Source organism: Streptosporangium brasiliense (genome assembly GCF_030811595.1).
GTDB classification, from domain to species: domain Bacteria; phylum Actinomycetota; class Actinomycetes; order Streptosporangiales; family Streptosporangiaceae; genus Streptosporangium; species Streptosporangium brasiliense.
The window spans coordinates 1,692,000-1,714,032 of record NZ_JAUSRB010000001.1; the positions used below are offsets into that span (position 1 = coordinate 1,692,000).

The window sequence follows — 22,033 nt, forward strand, 5'->3', positions numbered from 1 at the left end:
TTCGCTTCTCATGCCGCCTACCGGGTTAGCTGACGGGTTCGGGCTGGGAAGTGCCCTACGGCGCGCAGGCGCCGATTCACCCCAAGAACGTGGTTCCCCGGTTCCGCGAGACTCGCGGATTCGGCGGCCGTGCTCACCGGCGGAGTGATCCGTTCCGATGGAGCACGGTCGGGCAATGTGATGGCAACGTGTAGGCCTTGGTTGACCTAGGCGTTCACCAGGAATGAGTAGAAGCTACGTGAACCGGACAAACGATTACAAGTGGGGCACATTGCCTTGACTTGGGAATACGTCCGATTCGAGGGGGAAGACTTGGTCCCCCTCAAGATCGCCCGGCCCGCGACCGCCGACCGGCGCGGAGCCGGAAACGCCTGTGTGGCAGGGGTTCGCGGGCGGCGGCGCCGCCGGAGGGCCGCCGTGCCGCCCCCGCTCCGTCCCAGGGCTTCACCATCATCGTAGATCTTTTAAAAGAAGGCCGCTTTACCTGCGAAAACACCCTTTTCGATCATTGTTTCGGGCCAGTCCAGGCATGGATCAGCGGCATCAGCACCCGGTCGACCGTCTCCTCGACGAAGTTCTCGTCCAGTGGCTTGCCGGTGATGAGCAGCCGGTGCCAGACCAGGGCCTCGGTGACCGTCCTTATCTCGCCGGGATCGACCGGTCCCGGCAGCTCGCCCCGCTCGCGGGCGCGGTCGAGCAGCGGGGTGGTGCCGGTGATGTCGGGCCGCGGCACGTGCTCGCGCAGGGCGGCCGCCAGGGCGGGGGTGGTGAGCAGGGCGGGCACCAGCCCGAAGACCAGGCTGTGCTGCTGCTCCAGGATCCGGCAGAACCCGGCCACCACCGCCACGAGGTCACCGCGCATCGATCCGGTGTCGGGCGGCGGCGCGACGTCGATCTTCAGATGGTTGCAGACCAGGTCCACCACCAGGGCCTCCTTGCCCGGCCAGCGGCGGTAGATCGTGGCCTTGCTCGCGCTGGCCCGTCTGGCGATCTGGTCGACGGACATGCGGTCGAACCCGACCTCGGAGAGCAGTTCCGCGGTCGCGTCGAGAATCGCCCGCTCTCGCCTGGGGTCGAGACGCAAGGTGCCTCCGGTGGGTCACGAGTGCTGTGTGATCGCCTTGAATCGTACGCCCGTGAGCTCCTCCGACGTCTCCCACAACCGCCCGGCCACGCTCTCGTCCAGCGCCTTGGGCGAGGGGGTCAGCGGCCGCGGGCCGGGGCCGACGAACAGGCCTCCGGTCACCTCGGGAGAGGTGGCGGCGTAAAGGGAGGGGACCGCCCCCTTGTCCGGAGACTGGATCGCCAGCCGCACGAGAGCGTTGACCGGCCTGGTGAGCACGCCCAGCTTCATGATGCCGGTGGCCGTCGCGCCGGGGTGGGCGGCCACGCTGAGCAGCCGTCCCCCCGCCCGGCGCTGCAGCTCCAGCGTGAACATCAGGTTGGCCAGCTTCGACCTGCCGTAGGCCGTGAAGCGCCCGTAGTGGCGTTCGAGCCCCAGGTCGTCGAAGTCGATCCGGCCCAGGCTGTGCGCGTCGCTGGATACCGTGACGACCCGGGCGCCGGGCCGGGCCAGCAGGTGCGGCAGCAGCAGCCCGGTCAGGGCGAAGTGTCCCAGGTGATTGGTGCCGAACTGCATCTCGAAGCCGTCGGCGGTGGTCTGCCGGGGGATCATGCCGACCCCCGCGTTGTTGACCAGTATGTCGAGGGACCCGTCGAAGGCGGCGGCGAACGCCCGCACCGAGCCCAGGTCGGCCAGGTCCAGCCGCCTCAGCTCGACCCGCGCGCCCGGCGCCTGTGACCGGACCGTCTCCGCCGCGGCCTCACCTCTGGCGAGGTCGCGGACGGTCATGACGACCCGGGCGCCGTGCCTGGCCAGTCGCGCCGCGGTCGGCAGCCCGATGCCGCCGCCGGCCCCGGTGACCACGGCGGTGGAGCCGGTCAGGTCGGGGATGTCGTCGGGAGTCCACATGTTCGCTCCTCCGGGGTGCGGTTGAGTGTACGAAACGGTTCCGTACACCACGGTAGATCTCTCTCCGCGGAGTGCGCAAGTGGGCATATTCAGGTGTTCACCCGCAGTTCCCGGCCATGTAAGACATCCGGGTTAGGTTGAGGCCGTCGTGAACGGGTCATCACCCGGCGTGGAGCACGGTCGAGACCACGCGCGGGAGCAGGGTTCGGCCATTGCCTGGGTGGAGTCCCCGCTGCAGATGCTCTGCGCCGTGGAGGCCCACCACGCCGGGCTGCTCGGCGCGCGTGCCCGGGTGGTGCCCCGCGCCGGGCTGCGACCGCTCGTCCTCACCCGCCGCGAGCTCTCCCGGCTCGGCCCTCCCGACGGGCTGGAGCTGGCCGCCCCCGGGCCCGGGATGCCCAGGCCCCGCCGGGGCGCCACGTGGGCGGTCGGCGACGCGTTCTCCGGCAGGGTGCAGGCCGGCTGGCTGACCGCCCTGCCGGGACGCATCGTGATCGTCGACGACGGCCTGGCCACCATCAGGCTCCTGGAGCTGCTCACCGGGCGGATCTGGACGCCGCTGCTGCGGGCCCGCGCCACCGCCGGCCCGCTCAGGGCCGGGCTCAGGAGCGCGCTGGGCACGGCGGCCGGCCTGCGGCTGCGCGCCGCGGCCCGGTCCGGCCGGCTGTCGATCTTCACGGCGCTGCCCGTCCCCGCCGAGCTGGCGCGGGCCGTACGGGACAGGGGGGCCGAGCTGGTCACCCACGACTTCGCCTGGCTCCGGTCGCAGCCCCTGCGCAGGCCGCGCCCCGAGGAGCGCACCGTCGTGCTCGGCACCTCGCTGGTCCGCAACGGCCTGATCCACCGTGACCGCTACTTCACCTGGCTGGCCGGGCTCGGCTCGTCCGGGCCGGTGGCCTACTTCCCGCACCGCAGGGAGGACCCCCACGATCTCGCCCGGGTCGGGGAGCAGCCCGGGATCACCGTCTACGACGGCGGGATCCCCGCCGAGATGACCCTGCGGGGGCTGGCCGCCGAACAGCGGGTGCTGAGCCTGCCGTCCACCGCGGTCACCTCCCTGCGGGTCCTGCTGTCGGCCCGGGGCGTGACCGTGGAGACGGTGGAGGTCCCCGACGAGTGGTGGACCGCCCAGGCGGCCCCCTCACTCCGTTCCCATCTGTCAATGTTCGCCCATCACGACACTGGAGTCACCGGGTGAAGATCCTGGCCGTGGCCGACTCGGATTCCTACCTGAAGTGGGCCGCCTACCTGCTCGCGGACCTGCCTTCGAGCTGTACGGCGGAGCTGACGGTGATCCGCACGCCCATCACGCCCTCCCCGGCCCAGATCCATGCGGCCGTCCCGGGCGCGGCCGCCGACCCGCCCGTGCTGTCGGCCCGGGCGCTGCGCCGGGCCGCCGAGCGGCTCGGACCCGACGTGGTGCTGGTCGCCTGCACCGGGCCGGTGGTGGACGTGCTGGTCAGCGAGGTGCTCGCCGGCCTGACCCCGAGACCGGTGTTCGTCTCCGGGCTGCCGGGGATCTCCGTCCCGGCCACCGAGAAGGCGTGGGTGTTCCGCAGCGGATGCGACCTGTTCGTCCTGCACAGCGAGCGGGAGGTCGAGGAGTTCTCGGCGATCGGCCGGGAGCTGGGCGGGGGCGGGGCGGTGGGCCTGGCCCGGCTGCCGTTCCTGCACGGCGCCCAGGAGGTCCCCGTCACCGGGCCGCGTGACCGGCTGGTGTTCGCCACCCAGGCCAAGGTGCCCCGGCGCAGGGAGGAGCGCGAGCGGATCCTGCTCGCGCTGGCCGGGCTGGCCGAGCGGCGGCCGGACCTCGACGTGGTGGTCAAGCTCCGCGCCCTGGACACCGAGCGGCAGACCCACAACGAGCGCCACCACTACCAGCGCCTGTGGCAGTCGCTGGCCGACGACGGCCGGGTCCGCCCCGGCGCCGTGCGCTTCGCCGTGGGGCCCATGCACGAGCACCTGGCCCACGCGGCCGGTTTCGTCACGGTCAGCTCGACCGCCGCGCTGGAGGCGATCGCCCAGTCGGTGCCCCTGCTGGTGCTGTCGGACTTCGGGGTCAGCGCCGAGATGATCAACCTGGTCTTCGAGGGCAGCGGGCTGCTGGGCACCCTGGAGGAGCTGTCCGAGGGGCGGCTGCGCACCCCGGAGGAGAGCTGGTGCCGGGCCAATTACTTCCATCCGCGCGGCGAGAGCGACTGGGTGTCCCAGCTGGTCACGCTGGTCGCCCAGGTCCGGGCGGGACGCCTGGCCCCCGCCCGGTCCCTGCTCGACGGCCCACAGCACGCCGCCGCCCGGCGCCGCGCCCGGCTGCGCGTGGAGGTCCCGCCCAACGTGCTGCGCGTCGGCTACCGGGCCAAGCGCCGGATGCGCCGCTACCTCAACGCGCTGGGCTAGCCGTACGCGCCGGTGGGCGGGGCGGCGGACCGGGTGGTCAGGCGGCGCCGCCGAGGAGGTCGCGGTATCCGGCGCTCAGCACCGGCGACACCCCGGCCAGGGCCTCGTCGAGCTGCTCGGCGCCGCTGACGCCGGCGATCGGCGTCACCACCGGGTCGCCGCCGGACAGCCAGGCGAGGACCACCTGGTTCCGGGTCGACGACCTCGTCGGTGACCCAGCCGGACCGGTGCCCCTGCTCGGGGACGGAGGCGCCGGGACGGGGCTGGACGTACGAATGACGCAGTTGGAGCGCGGTGTACCCGGCCCAGCCGTTGCCCCGGGCGACCTGCCGGGCCCGCTCCACCCGCCGGAGCGGATGGTCGGAGCAGCCCAGCCGGGTCAGGACAGCGCTCTGGACAGGCGGCGGCGGAGCCTGTCCAGAGCGCCGGGCTGCTCGGCGGAGGCCGTGGGGACCAGCTCCAGGGCGGCCAGGCGCTGACGCTTGAAGTAGCGGGCCGGCCCGTGGGCGTCCAGGTAGGAGACGGCCGACCCGCGCAGGCCGGGGTGGGCCTCGCTCTGCATGCAGTAGCCGACCGCGCGGACCAGGGCCGGAAGGTCCACCGGGGGCGGCTCCCGCAACGACCCGTCGGCGGACAGGCGGGGGAGCAGGGCGTCGGTGATGGTGGCCGGGACGCGGTTGCTGTTCTCGTACGGCGCGAGCCGTTCCAGGACCAGCTCCCCGCCCATCGTCGCCACCGGCAGGCCGAACTGCCGTCCGGCGGTGATCAGGGCGGTGGAGAAACACCCCGTCACGAGGGCGGGCCGCAGCGCGGCGAAGCACGCCTCGGCGGGGACGGTCTCGCCCGCCACCGCCAGGCGCACGCCCAGCTCCCCGGCCGTCTCGCGGAGCCGCTGGGCGTGCCGCCGTCCGGCCGCCGGGTGGGGTTTGAACAGCACGGTGTCGAAGCCCCGGGAGGCCAGGCCGCGCAGCATGTCGGCGTGGAGCGCGGCCTCCTCGTCGGGGGTGAGGATGTCCAGCGCGGACAGATACTGGCCGAGGATCATCGGCGGGCCGGCGGGCAGGTCCCGCACCCCCTGCCCGAGCGCGCCGTCCCGCTCGATCACGTCGAGGAAGGCCCTGTCGGGCAGCGCCTCGGCGGGCACGCCGTACTCCGACAGCAGCAGCGGGGACAGGCCCGGCACGAGGTCGAGGTGGAGCAGGCGGGTGATCCGGCCGGAGATCTCCGCCGGCAGCGGGTCGCGGGTGGGGCCGTAGCTCATCAGGCCGTCGGAGTAGACCGTGATGGGGCAGTCCCTGACCAGGGCGGCGAGGGTCCGCGACGGCGGGACCGCGATGGACTCCAGGATCAGCTCGTCGGGGCCGTCGTCCAGGGAGAGCCGGGACAGCAGCAGGCGGCCCAGCATCGGGACCTCGATGACGCGCGCCTTCCAGTCCGACGGGTGCAGCGGGGCCACGATGTCGTTCCAGGAGCGGACCTCGTCGAAGTACGGGCGCAGCGCGGCGAAGCCGGGGGCCTGGTCCAGGGACGGGGTGACCTCCGGGACGGCCGCGTTGTTGGAGACCAGCAGGATCCGGCGGCCCCCGCGCGGCCCGAAGCGGCCGTCATCGATCGCCGCCGCCAGCGTCACCGCGCCGAACAGGGTCGATGCGTAGAACAGCTGTGTCATCGGACCTCCAGGAGCCTGTGCAGGATCTGGTCGCGCTCCGGTCCCAGGCTGGTCTCGGCGAGCAGGCCCGGGGGCAGCCGCCGCAGGGCGTCGGCGCCGCGCTGCTCGAAGCGGGTGCGTAGCTCGGGGGAGAAGCGGTCGGCCAGCTCCAGGTGGTGGGCCAGCAGCGCGCAGAAGGTGCGGGCCGCCTTGGGGGCGAACTCCTCCTCCAGGTCCGCGAAGACCAGGTCGAAGGCGTCGAAGAAGTGCAGCTGCCTGGCGTCGCCGATCTGGGTCAGCGAGCCGGAGACCATCCGCCGGTAGAAGAGCCCGGCCAGCGAGACCACGCCGAACGAGCTCGCCTGCCGGTGCAGCCGCCAGATCCACGGCCGGTCCTCGGCGGTGTGCAGGTGCCCGGGGAAGGTCAGCAGGTCACCGAGGTCACGCCGGTAGATCCCGGCCCAGGCGTAGGGGTAGTCGACCATGGTCCTGACCTGGGCGGGCAGGATGTGGTCGCGGGGCTTCAGCACCACCTCGCGGGTGGCCAGCGGCGCCCGGTGGATCACCCGCCGGCGGCCCTCCACCTGGACGTGGTCCACCCGGACGAAGTCGCAGCCGAGCCGTTCGATCGCCCCGACCAGATCGGCGAGATAGCCGGGCGCCAGCCAGTCGTCGCCGTCCATGAAGGTCAGGTAGCGGCCCGAGGCCAGCGACACCCCGAGGTTGCGGGCGTCGGCCAGCCCGACCGGCGTCTCGTTGCGCAGGACGACCAGCCCGGGCAGATCGTCGCGGAAGTCCTCGATGATCTGCCCGGTCGCGTCCGCCGATCCGTCGTCGACCACGATGAACTCGAAGTCCCGGTGCGCGTTCCTGATGAGCGAGGTGAGCGCGTCGGAGATGTAGAGCTCGGCGTCCCGCACCGGGACGACGACGGACAACTTGATCAACTTTCCCTTTCCCGTCGGAACGGAGCGCCCGCGAGGGTGCGCCGTGGCTGGACTGAGGAGCGAGGGCCGGTGGCCACGCGGCTCTGTACGGTCACGGTCACGCGGCTCTATACGGTCACGCGGCGCAGGCGGGACTTGGGGGCCTCCTCGCCGGGGAAGACCCGCTTGACGCCGTCGCCGAGGGCGGTCTCGATGATGCGGATGTCGCGGACCAGGTGTTCCAGGCCGGCCGGCTCCAGGGAGGCGGCGTGGTCGGAGCCCCACATGGTGCGGTCCAGCGTGATGTGCCGCTCCACGGTCACCGCGCCCAGGGTCACCGCCGCGAGGGAGATCTGCAGGCCGCGCTCGTGGCCGGAGTAGCCGACCGGCACGCCGTACCGCTCCTGGAGGGTGACGATCGTGCGGAGGTTGGCCTCCTCGGGAGGGAGCGGGTAGGTGGAGGTGGCGTGCATCAGCACCAGCTTGGAGGTGCCGAGGATCTCCACCGCCCGGTCGATCTCCGCCAGCGTGGACATGCCGGTGGACAGGATGAGCGGCTTGCCGGTGGCGGCGAGCGCGCGCAGCAGCTCCAGGTCGGTCACGCTGGCCGAGGCGATCTTGTGGGTGACCACGTCCATGGACTCCAGGAAGTCCACCGACGGCACGTCCCACGGCGAGGCGAACCAGTGCAGGCCCCGCTCCTGGCAGTGCTTGGCGATCTCGGTGTACTCCTCCAGGCCGAACTCGGTCCTGAGCTTGTACTCCATGTAGGTCATCTCGCCCCACGGCGTCTGCCGGATCTGGTCGCGCTGCTCCAGCGGCACGCAGATCTCCGGTGTGCGCTTCTGGAACTTGACCGCCTGGCAGCCGGCCTCGGCCGCCACGTCGATGAGCCTGCGCGCGATGTCCAGGTCGCCGTTGTGGTTGATGCCGATCTCACCGATGACGTAGACCGGCTGCCCGGCGCCGACCAGCGCGTCGCCGATCTGGACCGGCTTGGCGACGGGGGTGAGCCGCAGCTCGGCGCGGGGCGCGGGGGCGGCGGCGGTCTCGGTCTCCGGGCGGGCCGCGAGGACCCGGTCGCACAGCTCCCGTACGGCTCCCGCCCCGCCGGGCCTGGTCAGGACGGTCCGGGCGGCGGCGCGGACCCTGGGGTGGGCGTCGGGGACCGTGACGGGCCAGCCGACCTCGCTCATCGGGCCCAGGTCGTTGACGTCGTTGCCGATGTAGGCGACGCGGGCCGGGTCCAGCCCCTCGATGGCCAGCCAGTCGCGCAGCACGGTCCGCTTGTCGGTCAGCCCCTGCAGGACCGGCACGCCCAGCTTGCGGGCGCGGGCGGCGACCACCGGGTTGTGCTCGGTGGACATGATCATCAGCTTGACGCCGGACCGGCGCAGCAGCGCGATGCCCATGCCGTCGGAGCGGCTGACCGCGACCATCTCGCGGCCGTCCTGGTCGACGTAGGCGCGGTCGTCGGTGTGCACCCCGTCGAAGTCGGTGATCACGGCGTCCACGTCGATCGGCTCGGGCTGGTCCACGAACGGCGCCAGCGCCCGGACGATCTCCAGGTCCTCGGCGGTGTCCACCTCGATGGCGTGCCGTGAGGGCACCGGCTGCACGGCGACGGCCCCGAAGAAGCGGTGGCCGTGCTCGCGCAGGCCCTCGGCGCGCATCACGTAGAACGCGCCGGTCTCGCGGAAGTGCGGCTCGCGGTCCTGGCGGCGCGGCCGGAAGGAGGGGTCGTGGTTGAGGCCCGCGCCGCCGGCGTTCCACAGGAACTCGTGCGTCTCCAGCCCGGAGAACACCACGTCGGCGGTGCCGTCGAGGACCTTGACGATGGCGGTGTCCAGGTCCGCGGGGTCGATGAACGCGCTGGTGCACTGGACCAGGACGACCACGTCGGGGGTCTCGGGCAGGTGGTCGAGCACGTGCAGCACGGCCGACTCGCTGGAGGCGTCCGCGCCGCTCAGCTCGCCGGGCCGGTCGATCACGGTCGCCCCCGCCTCGCGGGCCACCGCGGCGATCTCCGCGTGGTCGGTGCTGACCACGACCTCGTCGATCAGCTCGCTCCGCACGCAGGTCTTCACCGCGCGGGCGACCAGGGGTGTGCCGCCGACCGCGGCCAGGTTCTTCAGCGGGACGCCCACCGAACCTCCACGGGCGGGGACAACGGCCAGGACTCGCAAGGTGGCTCCTCATGACATACGGCAAACGCCCCTGAACTGGGGTGTTAGGAACGCTAGTCACGAGGGTGACCGGACAGGGGTGCCTGAGCTGAACGTCCAGAGTCGCCCGCCTTAACTTTCCGCGCGGGGTGGGAGCGCCCACGGCGAGGCGCCGCGGACGGCACTGATGCCGTCCGCGGCGCCCGTCATACGGAGCGGTCCCTATTCGGCGAAGCGGCCCCGTGTCTCCTCGGAAGCCCTCTTGGCCCTGTCCTTGGCCTTGTCCGCCGCCTCCTTCGCCTTACCCTTGGCCCGGTCCGCCCGGCCCTTGGCGGCCAGGCTGTCGTTGTCGACCGCCTCACCGGCGGTCTCCTTGACCTTGCCCTTGATCTGGTCGAAGTTCGTCATCGTGCTCCCCCGTGGTTAAGGACCGATTGGTTATTTCCTCTCATAGCCAGAAATGAGGCCATCAATCGCTACTTAACTAACTTTAAGTGACGAAATGACTCCTCTTGGTGACGGAGGGTGGTGGGCCGTCAGACTGTGGCGCCGATGGAGTCCATGAGCATGGGCAGTGCGCGCTCCAGGCCGCGCTGCCAGTACGGCCAGCTGTGCGTGCCCGGCCCGTAGAAGTCGACCGCCACCTCGGCCCCGTCCGCCCCGGCCCGCTCGGCGAAGGTGGCGGCCTGGCGGAGCAGGGACGCCTCTCCCGTGTCCACGGAGGTGCCGGGCGGGTCCAGCGGGCCGGGGGAGCCGTCCCCGCAGGAGACGAACAGCCGCATCCCGCGCAGCCTCCCGGTGAGGTCGGCCGGGTTGTGCGCGGCCCACTCCGGGTCCCGGGGGTCGCCCCAGAGCTTCCTGGAGTCCTCCCCGTTGCGGCCGAGCAGCCAGTCGACGCCGCCGTTGCCGTCCCGGGTGTGCAGCACGCCCGAGAAGGAGGCGGCGGCCTGGAACATGCCCGGGTGGCGGGCCGCGTAGGACATCGCGCCGAACCCGCCCATGGACAGTCCCGCCACCGCCCGGCGGTCCCCGGCGCCGTAGTCGCGCTCCAGGACCCGGCGGACCTCGGCCAGGTGGAAGGTCTCCCAGCCGGGCCCCTCGCGCCAGTCGGAGTAGAAGCCGACCTCGCCGCCCTCGGGCATGACCACGATCGCCGGGTAGCGCGAGGTGAGCCTGGCCGCCTCCCCCCGGGTGGCCCACGCGTCGTAGTCGGGCTGGCAGCAGCCGTTCAGCAGGTACAGCACCGGCCACGGCCCCGAGCCCGGCCGCCAGCCCTCGGGCAGCAGCACCCGGACCATGCCCTCGCGGCCGAGCGCGGCGGAGGCGATCGTGAGCACGTGGTCGCGTTCGCCGAGGCGGTCGACCTCGACGCCCGGCGACCGCTGTGCCCGGCCCCCGTCGTCGTCGCCGGACAGCCCGCGGGAGGACCCGGAGGAGAAGGGCGTCAGCAGCGCGAGGAGCACGGCCGCCACCGCCGCTCCGGCCAGCAGGAGCACTCCCAGACGTACGGCTGTGCGGTTCACACGGCCAATCCTGACGGGTCGCGGTGGTCCCGGGAAGCCCGCGGGCCGCCGCCGCCCGGATCATCCCGGACCGCCCGCCCCTCCGGGCCGCCTCTGTGTAGCGGCCTTCCCGGTCACTCCGGGCCGCCGTCCCCCAGGCCCGGCGCCCGTGCCAGATGGCGCAGGAACCACTCCCGGGCCAGCTCGGCCACCCGCTCCAGCGCCCCCGGCTCCTCGAAGAGGTGGGAGGCGTCCGGGACCGTCTCCAGGCGCGTCTCGCCGCGCAGCTCCCGCATCGCCTCCTGGTTGAGCCGGAGGACGGCCGGGTCGCGCTCCCCGACGATCAGCAGGGTGGGCCGACGGACCGATCCGAGCGCCTCGCCGGCGAGGTCGGGCCGCCCTCCGCGGGAGACGACCGCCTTCACGGAGTCGGGGCGGGCCGCGGCGGCGACGAGCGCGGCCGCCGCGCCCGTGCTGGCGCCGAAGAGCCCGACGTCGAGGCCGGCGGTGGGCTCGTGCTCCACCAGCCAGTCGCTCAGCGCCGCCAGCCGTACGGCGAGCCTGCCGATGTCGAAGCGGAGCTCGCCGGTCCGCAGGTCGATCCGCTCCTCCTGCGGCGTGAGCAGGTCGGCCAGGACCGTCGCCAGACCGGCCCGCTGGAGTTCGCCCGCCACGTAGCGGTTGCGCGGGCTGTGGCGGCTGCTGCCGCTGCCGTGCGCGAACAGCACCATCCCGTGCGCCGGCCGGGGCACCGTGATGTCGGCCTCCAGCACGACGTCCGCGGCCGGGATCTCCAGCCGCTCCAGGTTCATCCGGACGGCGTTCATGGCGTCCTCCCTCGGACGGGGGGACCGCTCCCCGCCCCAGGGCGGGCAGGCTGATCCGCCCCTGATCGATGTGGTCCACTATTCCCATCCGGATATGCCCGAATTGGTGCGGCCGATACGGCCGGCCAGGGTGATTTCCTGCCGGGAGGGACGCCCCGCCGAACCCGGCCCGCCCGGTCCTGTCCCTGCCCGCCCGGTCCCGTGGCGCCGCGCCCGGCGCCCGCCGCCGCACCCCCGCCGCCTACTGACCGGACACTCAGGATTGCCAGCGAGAAGCTGCAGAAAAGCCAAATAGATGATGTCAAATCGAGCTATTGTGGCAGGAGTGGGACTTGTAAGATCTCGCGCGTGACAGCAGCAGTCGTCCCCCGGCTGAGCCCGCGGCTCTGGACCGCCCTGATCGTCCTCGGCTCCGTCGGCCAGGTGGCCTGGACCGTCGAGAACATGTATCTCAACGTGTTCGTCTACGACACGATCAGCGACGACCCCGGAGCCATCGCGGCGATGGTCGCCGCCAGCGCGCTGGCGGCGACGCTGGCGACGATGCTGATCGGAGCCCTCTCCGACCGCGCCGGCCGCCGCAGGGCGTTCATCTCGGCGGGCTACGTGCTGTGGGGGCTGGTCACCGCCGCGTTCGGGTTCGTCACCGTGGACGCGGTCACGGGCCTGGTCCCCGCGGCCGAGGCCGTCCTCGTCGCGGTGGCCGCCGTCATCGTCCTGGACTGCCTGATGTCCTTCCTCGGGGCCGGGGCCAACGACGCGGCCTTCCAGGCGTGGGTCACCGACGTGACGCATCCGGGCAACCGCGGCAGGGTCGAGTCGGTCCTGGCGATCATGCCGCTGGTGTCGATGCTGGCCGTCTTCGGCGGCTTCGACTCCCTCACCCGGGCGGGGAACTGGCGGCTGTTCTTCCTGCTCACCGGGGCGGTGATCGTCGTGGTCGGGGTGGCCTCCTGGTTCCTCGTGCGGGACCGGCCCGCCCCGGCGCGGCGGGAGGGCGGCTACCTGGGCTCTGTCGTCCACGGCCTGCGCCCGGCCGCGATGCGCGCCGACCCGGGCCTCTACCTCGCGCTGGCGGCGTGGTCGATCTGGGGGATCTCCACGCAGGTCTTCCTGCCCTATCTGATCATCTACGTGCAGCGATACCTGCACATCGAGGCGTACGCCGTCGTCCTGGCCGTGGTCCTGACCGGCGCCTCGGCCGTCAGCGTCGGCTGCGGCCGGTACGTCGACCGGATCGGCAAGATCCGCTTCCTGCTGCCGGCGGTCGCGGTGTACGGGGCGGGGCTGCTGCTGATGGCCGTCGCGCGCGGCATGGGCCCGGTGATCGCGGCCGGGCTGGTGATGATGTCGGGCTTCATGCTCGTCCTGGCGCCCCTCGGCGCGATCGTCCGCGACTACTCGCCGCCGGGCCGGGCCGGGCAGGTCCAGGGGCTGCGGATGATCTTCGCGATCCTCATCCCCATGATCGTCGGACCGTCCCTCGGCGCCGTCGTGATCAAGGGGGCCGACGAGTACTACGAGGAGCTGGGCGTGCTCAGACAGGTCCCCACGCCGGCCATCTTCCTGGCCGCCGCGGCCGTGCTGCTGCTCATCGTGGTGCCCGTGCTGGCGCTGCGCCGGAGGGAGACCCGATGAGCCTGCTCACCCGCTGGGGCGCCGACCTCGACCCCGACGCGATCCTGCCCGAGTATCCCCGGCCCCAGCTCGCCCGCGACAGCCATCTCAACCTCAACGGCCGCTGGGAGTACGCCATCACCGGCACCGAGGAGGAGCCCGAGACCTACGACGGCGTCATCCTCGTGCCGTTCTCGCCGGAGTCGACGCTGTCGGGCGTCGGCCGGCAGCTGCTGCCGGACCAGACGCTGTGGTACCGGCGCGCGCTGACCCCGCCCGGCGGGTTCCTGCCCGCCGACGGCGCGCCGGTCCGGGTGCTGCTGCACTTCGGCGCGGTGGACCAGACGTGCCGGGTGCTGCTCAACGGCGTCGAGGTCGGCGGCCACACCGGCGGCTACCTGCCTTTCACCTGCGACATCACCGACGCCCTGCGCGACGGCGAGAACACGCTGGTGGTCGCGGTGCGCGACGCCTCCGACACCGGACACCACGCGCGCGGCAAGCAGAAGCTGAAGCGCGGCGGCATCTGGTACACCGCCCAGTCGGGCATCTGGCAGAGCGTGTGGGCCGAGTGCGTGCCCGCCGTCCACGTGGAGCGGCTGACCCTCACCCCGCACCTCGACGAGGGGTGCGTCGAGGTGACCGTGCACGCCACGGCGGCCGGGGACGCCCGGGTCGAGATCCTCGCCGCCGGGACCGCCGTCGCGCGGGCCGTCGTGCCGGCGGGACGGCCGGTGCGCGTCCCGATCCCGGACGTGCGGCCGTGGAGCCCGGAGGACCCCTTCCTGTACGACGTCACGGTGGAGCTCGGCGCCGACCGCGTGCGCAGCTACGTCGGGATGCGCTCGTTCTCCGTGGGGCCGGACGAGAACGGCGTGCCCCGGCTGCTGCTCAACGGTCGTCCCTACTTCCACGCCGGGATCCTGGACCAGGGGTACTGGTCCGACGGCATGTACACCGCGCCGTCGGACGAGGCGATGGTCCACGACATCGCCACGATGAAGCAGCTCGGCTTCACCATGCTGCGCAAGCACATCAAGATCGAGCCGCTGCGCTGGTACTACCACTGCGACCGGCTGGGCATGCTCGTCTGGCAGGACATGGTCAACGGCGGCGGCCGTTACCACCCGCTGGTCATCACCGCGCCCGTGCTCACCCCGCTGCGGCTCGGCGACCGCCGCCACCGGTGGTTCGGGCGGGCCGACGCGGAGGGCCGGGCCCGGTTCCGCGCCGAGCTCCGCGACACCGTGGAGCACCTGCGCAACGTGGTGAGCCTGGCCGTCTGGGTGCCGTTCAACGAGGGCTGGGGGCAGTTCGACGCGGCGCGGATCGCCGCCGAGGTCGCCGAGCTCGACCCCACCCGCACGGTCGACCACGCCAGCGGCTGGCACGACCAGGGCGGGGGCGACCTGAAGAGCCTGCACGTCTACTTCCGCCGCTTCCGCGTGCCGCGCCGGCGCCGCGGCGACCGGCGGGTCCTCGTGCTGTCGGAGTACGGCGGCTACAACCTGCGGGTGGACGGCCACGCCTTCAACGACAGGGACTTCGGCTACCGGCGCTACGGTTCGGCCGGGCAGCTCGGCGAGGCGTTCGGCCGCCTGCACGCCGAGCAGGTCGTCCCGGCCATCCGCCGTGGCCTGAGCGCGACCGTCTACACCCAGCTCTCCGACGTCGAGGACGAGCTGAACGGGCTGCTCACCTACGACCGCGAGGTGCTCAAGCTGCCCGCGGAGCTGGTGCGCTCGGTCAACGCCCGGCTGCGGCCGGAGTGAGGCCGGCTACCAGCGGTTACGCGCCTCCTCCGCCCAGCCGACCAGGCCGTCGAGGTCGACCCACGCGCCGTCGTCGGTCCGTGCCCGCCCGGCGAAGTGGCCGAAGCACTGGTGCGTCTCGCTGCCCACCACGCCGAGTTCGGTGCGCGCCACCTTCTCGTGGAAGGGGGTGAACTCCACCTCGACCCGGGGACCGGTGATCCGCCACGGACGCAGCCAGTCGGCCCGGTCGTAACTCCAGGCCAGCTCCTCGCCGATCTTGTGCAGCCGGCCGTCCACGAACAGCGCGTTCTCCGTCATGCCGGTGCCGTCGGTCCACTTGCCGCCGAGCTGGATCGCCCGGCCGGGGCCGCTGCCCGCGGCCCAGTTCCAGGTGACCGAGTAGGGCCACTTGCCGCGGCCGTGGTCGAGCACCGCGAAGGAGTCCGCCTCGCTCACCGCGTGCTCGCCGGACTCCAGGCGCAGCCGCCCCCGCACCGGACGCCCGACGTCCTTGAGGGTGTACTGGAACCGGCGGGGGCCCCACGGGACCACCACGCCGAGCGACTCGTGCCCGGCCGGCAGCGGTATGTCGAGGTCCAGCTCGACACCGGGCGCGACGGCGCGCAGCGACGTGCCGCCGGGGTGCTGGCCGATGTCGACCGTCACGCCGCCGCCCCTTACCGACGCCGTCCCCGCACCGCTGCGCGGGGGCATCGCGGCCCCGCGCGCCAGCGGCACCACGGCGTCCTTGGAGATCTCCGCGCCGGTGGCGCGGTCCAGGACGTAGAGGCCGTGCACGCCCGCGTAGTCCAGCGACGACGCCACGACGCCGATCACGTGGGAGGGGGTGACGATCCCCCAGTATTCCCAGCGTTTGGCCCGTCCCCAGCCGCGCAGGTTCGCGCGGTGCAGCGGGCGCCGCGTCCAGCCGACCGCCTCCGGGTTGAGGCGCCCGTCCGGCAGGCACAGGTCGACGGGGGCGGTGATCTCCCGCTCGTGGGTCGGCATAGCCAGAGGGTAGCGGCCCCGGACCGGCGTGGGGAGAGGGGCCGTGGCGGCGGCCCCTCCCGCGCCTCGCGTGTGCCTCCCGGCGGTTCCCCCGGGAGGCGGTTCGCGTCACTCTCCCGGGGTACGCCGGTGCCACCGGCCGCCTCACGTGGAGGTGGGGCGGGGCGGGTGAAGGGGGACGAGGATGCGCGGGCTCGTGTGGATGAAGGACGAGGGCGCCGAATACGCGGAGGTCGGCCTGGGGGCGGAGCTGACGGCGGTCGGCGTGGCTATCGGCACCGACCCCATGCCCTACCGGCTGGAATACACCCTGCGGACCCTCCCCGGATACGTCACCGAGCTGCTGTCGGTACGGGCCCACGGCACGGGCTGGTACCGGGCGCTCGACCTGCGCCGCTCGGCCCACGGCACCTGGTCGTGCGAGACGAAGGGGGAGGGCCGCCTCGACGGGCCGCCGCCCGGCGGGGACATGAACGTCCTGAACGACTCGCTCGACTGCGACCTGGGGCTCTCCCCGCTGACCAACACCATGCCGGTGCTCCGGCACGGCCTCAACGAGTGCGAGGGGCGGATCGACTTCGTCATGGCCTGGGTCCGGGTCCCGCACCTGCACGTGGTCCGCCACCCCCAGCGCTACACCCACCTCGGCCCGGGGTCCGTGCGCTACGAGAGCGAGGGCTTCAGCGCCGACCTCGCCTTCGACGGCGACGGGATCGTCACCGACTACCCCGGCCTGGCGAAGCTGGTCGCCTCCTGACCGCCGGCTCCGTCATGGCCTGGACGGGCCGGCGGGCAGTGGTGAGCGGCGGGCGGGGGCGGAGGGCCCTCACCCGCTCCGGCCGGCGCCCTCCAGCAGGACGGCGTCCGCCTCGACCTGGACCGCGTCCAGATCATCGGCGATCTCGGCGCCCGCCACCGCGTCGGGCAGCGCGTCCTCCATCCGGCGCAGCGGCCGGTACCACAGCCCCAGCGCGCCCCAGAGCATCAGCAGCGCACCGCAGACGGTCAGCAGCAGCCCGACGCCGCGCCCCGGCCCCACCCCGATGACGTCACCGACGAGTGTGTCCGCCAGGGCGCCGCCCGGGACGAGCAGCGGGCCGAAGACGTCGTCGGCCAGCGACGGCGCGGTGAGGAACGCCAGCGGCGTCATCGACACCGCCAGCATCTGGTTGGTGGCCAGCACCCGGCCCTGCAGCTCCAGGCCGACCTTGAGCTGGATGAGCGCCAGCCAGTGCGCGTTCAGCACGGTGAGGAACACCCACGACATCAGCCCGCCGAAGGCCGCCAGCGCCAGCGAGGGCCGCAGCCCGACCAGCAGCACCCCGGCCCCGAAACCGATCACGAAGCCGACCATGCCGATCGCGCGACGCTCGGTGCCACCCCAGAACACCATGACCAGCGAGCCGAGCACCGCGCCCACGCCCTGCATCGCGGTCACCGCGCCCACGCCCGCGACGTTGCCGAACGACAGCACCGCGGGCACGGTCACGGCCAGGGCGAGCATGTTCAGGTAGTTCATCACGACGAAGAACCCGATCATGATCATCAGGGGGCGGCGCCGTACGAGGAAGCGCCAGCCGCCGACGATGGCCTGCCCGAAGGTCTCCTCCAGGCGGTAGAACAGCCGGTCGGGGAAGCGGACCAGCAGCAGCGTGCCGAGCCCGGCGAGGAAGGTGACCACGTCCACGGCCACCACGCCGTGCAGGCCGACCAGCGCGATGAGCGCGGCGCCGCCCAGCGGGCCGATGAGCATGCCCAGACCGGTGCCGAGGTTCGCCACCGCGTTGGCCTGCATGAGGTACGGCTTGGGCACCAGCTGCGCCACCGCCGCCAGGTAGGCGGGCCGGTGGAAGGCCGTCACCAGCGACAGCAACCCGGCGATGATCCCGACCTGCCAGACCTCCAGCCGCCCCAGCCACAGCAGGATCACCAGGGCCGCGGTGGCCGCGGCGGAGACGCCGTCGCACACCAGCATGACCCGCCTGCGGTCCACCCGGTCGGCGACCGCGCCGCCCAGCGGCGCCGCCAGCAGCGACGGCAGCAGCGCGAGCATGCTGACCAGGGCGTAGTCCAGCACCCGGCCGCTCTCCTGGTAGGCCCACACGCCCAGCGCGAAGGAGGTCAGCGCGGCACCGAGCAGCGACACGGTCTGCCCGGCCGCGACGGTGTAGAAGCGGCGCAGGTCCCGGCGGGCGCTCCGGCCCGCGACCTCGACCTCCCCGACCGGCTCGGGCAGGTCGCCGCCGGCCCAGCGGTCCAGGTGCTCGGAGATGTGCCGGGCCAGGGGCTCGGCCTGGTGCTTGATGAAGTAGTGACCGGCCCGGGGGATCGTGGCCAGCCCCACCCGGTCGGCGAACGCCCCCCACTCCCGGTAGCGCTCCTGGTAGAGCTCGGTCGCGCGGTCCCGCTCGCCGATCACGCACAGCAGCGGCGCCGCGAGCCTGCGCTCCTCGCCGGCGGGGGTGTCGAGGTGGCGGCTGAACCACGCCTGCGCCTCCTCGACGTCGTGCCGCAGGCCGCGCAGCATGGTCTCGGTGTCGCCGAAGTCCTCGTCCAGGGCGCCCAGCGTGCGCAGGAAGTCGCGCTGGGTGCGGTCGGAGGCCCAGCGATGGGCGGGGAACCTCCGGTTCCACCAGGCCGACAGCCGTCCGGGCAGCCGGGCGTCGGGGAAGCTGCCGCCGACGAAGACGCCGGCGACCGGGGTCCCGGACGCCTCCAGCCGCAGCGCCAGCTCGGTCGCGGCGGCCGAGCCGACGCAGTGTCCGTACAGCGCGATCGGGCCGGGTCCCCCGGGCAGCTCGGCCAGCTCGGCCACGATCCGGCCGACGAGCTCCGGCATCGGCAGCATGGCCTCGTCCGGCCGGGCCGGGTCGTGTCCGGGCAGCTCGACGGCCAGCACCGCCGTGGTGGGGGAGATACGGGTCAGCGCGGCGGCGAGCGGCTGGTAGGCGGCGGCCGAGCCGCCGCCGTAGGGCAGGCAGACGACGGTACGGCTCGCCGTGCGCGGACCGGCCAGCCGGTGCAGCAGCCCGGCCGGGGCCTCGGCGCCGCCGTCGAGGTGGGCGGCCAGCTCGCGGACCGTGGGCCGGGTGAACAGGTCGATCACCCGCAGCGACGGGTCGATCTCCCGGACCGCCCGGACCGCGCGGAAGGAGTCGCCGCCCAGTGCGAAGAAGTCGTCGTCGACGCCGACCTCGACGTCCAGGATGTCCGCCCACACCGCGGCGATGCGCACCTCGGTCGGCGTGCTCGGCGCGACCCGCTCCGCGGCGGGCGCCGCCTCGGGGATCGGCAGGCGGGCCCGGTCGACCTTGCCCAGCGGGGTGAGCGGCAGCTCGTCGAGGACGACGATCGCGGGCGGGACCATGTAGTCGGGCAGCCGCTCACGCAGCCCCGCCCGGATCACCGCGAGGTCCACCGAGGCGGGCGCGACCCAGGCGGCCAGCCGCCGGGAGCGGCCCTCGCCGACCGGCAGCACCGCGGCCTCCCGGACCCCGGGCTGCTCCTGCAGCGCGGCCTTCACCTCGCCCAGCTCCACCCGGAAGCCCCTGATCTTGACCTGGTCGTCGACCCGGCCGAGGAACTCCACCAGCCCGGCGGAGTTGAGCCGGACCCGGTCGCCGGTGCGGTAGCAGCGGTCGGCCCCGGTCACCGGGTCGGGGACGAACCGCTCGGCGGTCAGGTCGGGGCGGTTCAGGTAGCCGCGGGCCAGGCTGGGGCCGGCCACCCACAGCTCGCCCGGCACCCCGGCGGGCAGCGGACGGCCCGCGGGGTCGACGACGTAGCAGTCGACGCCGGCCAGCGGGCGGCCCAGCGGGACCGACCCCGACCCCGACGGCGGATCGGGCACCCGGCCGCCGAGCACCGAGACCGTCGTCTCCGTCGGCCCGCAGTGGATCTGCACCTCCAGGTCGGGGTCGGCCGCCCGGACACGCTCGGCCAGCTCCCACGACGTCGCCTCACCGGCGAGGATCAGCAGCCGGCGCGGCAGCATCCGGGCCAGGTCGCCGTGGGCGGCCAGCAGCTCCAGATGGCTGGGCACCATCTTGATCACATCGATGGGATGCTTCGCGAGGTAGGCGGCGTACGCCTCCGGGTCGGTGGCGGCGTCCTGGTCCACGAGATGGACCGCGGCGCCCCGGACGAGGGCGCCGTACAGGCAGGTCAGCACCAGGTCGGAGGCGATCGTGGAGACCATGCCGTAGGAGGAGCAGTCCTCGGGCACCAGCTCGGCCAGGCCGTGCAGGTAGTGCAGCGCCGACCGGTGCTCGATCGCGGCGCCCTTGGGCCGCCCGGTGGAGCCCGAGGTGAAGATCACATGCGCGAGGTGGCCGGGGGTGACGTCGACCTCCACGGGCCCGTCGGGCCCGGCGGCCAGCAGGTCGGGCAGGACCAGCGTGCCGGGGACCCGGCCGGCGTGTTCACGGTCGGCCAGCACGACGCGCGCGCCGGCCGTCTCCAGCATGTAGGCGAGGCGGTCGTCGGGGTAGGCGGGCTCCATCGGCATGTAGGCCCCGCCCGCCCGCAGCACGCCGAGGAGCGCGGGGACCAGCACGGAGCGGCGGTCCACCAGCACCCCGACCGGCTCGTCCGGCCGCACCCCGGCCGCGGCCAGGTGACGTGCCAGGCGGTCGGCCAGCCGGTCCACCTCGCCGTAGGTGAGCGATCCGGAGGCGTCCACCACGGCGGTCGCCTCCGGCGTGCGCCGCGCCCAGTCGCCGACCACCGCGTGCAGCGGCCGGGTCAGGTCCATCCGCGTCCGCGCGCCCGCGACGGCGGGCCCGGTCACCGGCTCCAGCGGCACGGCCGCCGCGGGCGCGTCCAGGTCGGCGAGCATGCCCTCCAGCAGGTTCAGGTACCAGCCGGTCATGCGCCGCACGGTCGCCTCGTCGAACAGGTCGGTGCGGTAGGTGAGCTCGCCGTCGTACTCGTCCCCGTCGTTGACGAAGGCGAGGTTGAGGTCGTACTTGGTGGTGCGCGGCGCAGGCGGTGCCTGCTCCGCGGTCAGGCCGGGGAAGTCCAGCACCTGGGGGCGGTCGTCCAGGACGTTGAGCAGCGCCTGGAAGATCGGCGTGGTGGCGAGGCTGCGCTCGGGGTGCAGGTGCTCCACGATCCGCTCGAAGGGCACGTCGCGGTGGGTGAGGGCGTCCAGCACGGCGTCCTTGGTCCGGGCCAGCAGCTCGCGGCCGGTCGGCTCGCCGGACCTGTCGCCGCGCAGGACAAGCGTGTTGACGAAGCAGCCGAGCATGCGCGCGGTGTCGGGGTGGAGCCGCCCCACCTCGGGCACGCCGACCGGCACGTCGTCGGTGCCGGAGGTGCGGCCCAGCAGTTCCTGCCAGGCGGCCAGCAGCACCATGAACGGCGTGCAGCCGGTCTCGGCGGCGGCCTCGCGGACCCTGGCGGTCAGCGCGCGCGGCAGCCGCACCGGGACGGCGGCGCCGGACCAGTCGGCCACCGACGGCCGGGCCCGGTCCACGGGCAGGTCCAGGACGGGTTCGAGCCCGGCCAGCCGTCCGGTCCACCAGGCGAGGTCGCCCTCCGGCTGCCCGGCCAGCCAGGCCGCGTAGTCGGCGTAGCGCACCTGCGGCGCCGCGGGCGGCCCGGCCAGGCCGAGCCGTGCCGCGTACAGGGCGGCCAGCTCGGCCAGTGCCAGGTTCCGCGACTGGGCGTCGAAGGCGATGTGGTGCACCGTCAGCGCCAGGACGTGCTCGTCGGCGCCGGTGAGGCGGAGCAGCAGGGCGCGGGTGGGCGGCTCGGAGTCCAGCGCGAACGGGCGGGCGACCTCCTCCCGCAGCCGCTCCTCCAGCAGATCGTGGTCGTCGAGGTCCTCGACCGCGATCGGGACCCGGCCGGCGTCGACCGGGGTGGCGCCCTCGTCGGTGACCAGGCTGCGCAGCACCTCGTGCCGGTCCGCGAGGTCGCGCACGGCGCCCAGCAGCGCGGCGACGTCCAGCGGGCCGCGCAGCCGTACGACGGCGGGCACGTTGTAGGCGGCCAGGTCGTCGAGCTGGGCGAGGAACCACAGCCGGGCCTGGGCCGGGGACAGGGGAGCGGGGCCACCGGTCGTCTCCCTGGCGGGGATCGCCGGGACGGCCTGGGCGGCGGCGCGGCGCGCGGCCGACAGCCGCGCCGAGAGGGCGCTGCGGCGCTCGTCACTGACGGTCATGAGTCCTCCTCCGTCGGTCCCGTGACCGCGGTGCTGTGCTCTCCGGTGACT

General features: G+C 73.5%; 16 protein-coding genes and 1 riboswitch. Of the genes, 5 read left to right on the forward strand and 11 right to left on the reverse strand.

What is annotated here, in order from left to right; translation table 11 throughout:
- Nucleotides 1-136, reverse strand: a riboswitch (cyclic di-AMP (ydaO/yuaA leader).
- Between the two features lie 369 nt (nt 137-505).
- Nucleotides 506-1,084 carry a TetR/AcrR family transcriptional regulator gene (locus J2S55_RS07535; RefSeq protein ID WP_306858269.1) on the reverse strand — a complete coding sequence of 193 codons (579 nt, stop codon included), beginning with the start codon at nt 1,082-1,084 and terminating at the stop codon, nt 506-508.
- Nucleotides 1,085-1,099: 15 nt separating this feature from the next.
- Entirely contained in the window at nt 1,100-1,972 is an 873-nt protein-coding gene (locus J2S55_RS07540; RefSeq protein ID WP_306858270.1) for an oxidoreductase, read from the reverse strand.
- 169 nt (nt 1,973-2,141) lie between these two features.
- Here J2S55_RS07540 and J2S55_RS07545 point away from each other — a divergent pair, with 169 nt between their 5' ends.
- Together J2S55_RS07545 and J2S55_RS07550 are read left to right on the forward strand one after the other, a co-directional pair.
- Nucleotides 2,142-3,170: a hypothetical protein gene (locus J2S55_RS07545; RefSeq protein WP_306858271.1), complete on the forward strand. Its 1,029-nt coding sequence runs from the start codon at nt 2,142-2,144 to the stop codon at nt 3,168-3,170.
- Nucleotides 3,167-4,369: a DUF6716 putative glycosyltransferase gene (locus tag J2S55_RS07550; RefSeq protein WP_306858272.1), complete on the forward strand. Its 1,203-nt coding sequence runs from the start codon at nt 3,167-3,169 to the stop codon at nt 4,367-4,369. Before J2S55_RS07545 ends, J2S55_RS07550 begins: the two co-directional genes overlap by 4 nt.
- A gap of 37 nt (nt 4,370-4,406) precedes the next feature.
- Here J2S55_RS07550 and J2S55_RS07555 read toward each other — a convergent pair whose 3' ends face one another.
- From J2S55_RS07555 to J2S55_RS07585, 7 genes are all read right to left on the reverse strand, one after another.
- A complete protein-coding gene (locus tag J2S55_RS07555; protein ID WP_306858274.1) occupies nt 4,407-4,553 on the reverse strand; it encodes a hypothetical protein in 147 nt (48 codons plus the stop codon).
- A 195-nt stretch (nt 4,554-4,748) separates the two neighbouring features.
- Nucleotides 4,749-6,038, reverse strand: coding sequence for a polysialyltransferase family glycosyltransferase (locus J2S55_RS07560; protein ID WP_306858276.1), 1,290 nt, complete (start codon nt 6,036-6,038; stop codon nt 4,749-4,751).
- Nucleotides 6,035-6,964, reverse strand: coding sequence for a glycosyltransferase family 2 protein (locus J2S55_RS07565; protein WP_306858277.1), 930 nt, complete (start codon nt 6,962-6,964; stop codon nt 6,035-6,037). Before J2S55_RS07565 ends, J2S55_RS07560 begins: the two co-directional genes overlap by 4 nt.
- A gap of 107 nt (nt 6,965-7,071) precedes the next feature.
- Entirely contained in the window at nt 7,072-9,129 is a 2,058-nt protein-coding gene (locus J2S55_RS07570; RefSeq protein ID WP_306858279.1) for an N-acetylneuraminate synthase family protein, read from the reverse strand.
- A gap of 201 nt (nt 9,130-9,330) precedes the next feature.
- Nucleotides 9,331-9,516 (reverse strand): CsbD family protein, encoded by a 186-nt coding sequence (locus tag J2S55_RS07575; RefSeq protein ID WP_306858280.1) that lies wholly within the window; start codon nt 9,514-9,516, stop codon nt 9,331-9,333.
- A 128-nt stretch (nt 9,517-9,644) separates the two neighbouring features.
- A complete protein-coding gene (locus tag J2S55_RS07580; RefSeq protein WP_306858282.1) occupies nt 9,645-10,631 on the reverse strand; it encodes an alpha/beta hydrolase in 987 nt (328 codons plus the stop codon).
- A 113-nt stretch (nt 10,632-10,744) separates the two neighbouring features.
- Nucleotides 10,745-11,437, reverse strand: coding sequence for a dienelactone hydrolase family protein (locus tag J2S55_RS07585; RefSeq protein ID WP_306858283.1), 693 nt, complete (start codon nt 11,435-11,437; stop codon nt 10,745-10,747).
- Nucleotides 11,438-11,785: 348 nt separating this feature from the next.
- On the opposite strand from J2S55_RS07585, the gene J2S55_RS07590 reads away from it, so the two are divergent.
- Both J2S55_RS07590 and J2S55_RS07595 read left to right on the forward strand, forming a co-directional pair.
- Nucleotides 11,786-13,075 (forward strand): MFS transporter, encoded by a 1,290-nt coding sequence (locus J2S55_RS07590; protein ID WP_306858285.1) that lies wholly within the window; start codon nt 11,786-11,788, stop codon nt 13,073-13,075.
- Nucleotides 13,072-14,826: a glycoside hydrolase family 2 protein gene (locus tag J2S55_RS07595; protein ID WP_306858287.1), complete on the forward strand. Its 1,755-nt coding sequence runs from the start codon at nt 13,072-13,074 to the stop codon at nt 14,824-14,826. Before J2S55_RS07590 ends, J2S55_RS07595 begins: the two co-directional genes overlap by 4 nt.
- Before the next feature lie 6 nt (nt 14,827-14,832).
- Here the strand turns inward: J2S55_RS07595 and J2S55_RS07600 are convergent, their stop codons facing one another.
- Nucleotides 14,833-15,816, reverse strand: coding sequence for a DUF2804 domain-containing protein (locus J2S55_RS07600; RefSeq protein WP_306858289.1), 984 nt, complete (start codon nt 15,814-15,816; stop codon nt 14,833-14,835).
- A 184-nt stretch (nt 15,817-16,000) separates the two neighbouring features.
- Between J2S55_RS07600 and J2S55_RS07605 the strand changes: the two genes are divergently transcribed.
- On the forward strand, nt 16,001-16,573 hold the full coding sequence (locus tag J2S55_RS07605; RefSeq protein ID WP_306858290.1) for a putative glycolipid-binding domain-containing protein: 573 nt from the start codon (nt 16,001-16,003) through the stop codon (nt 16,571-16,573).
- A gap of 69 nt (nt 16,574-16,642) precedes the next feature.
- On the opposite strand, the gene J2S55_RS07610 is transcribed toward J2S55_RS07605, so the two are convergent.
- The gene (locus tag J2S55_RS07610) at nt 16,643-21,982 is read right to left on the reverse strand and encodes a non-ribosomal peptide synthetase/MFS transporter (protein WP_306858292.1); all 5,340 of its coding nucleotides are present in this window, start codon (nt 21,980-21,982) and stop codon (nt 16,643-16,645) included.
- Between the last annotated feature and the right edge of the window lie 51 nt (nt 21,983-22,033).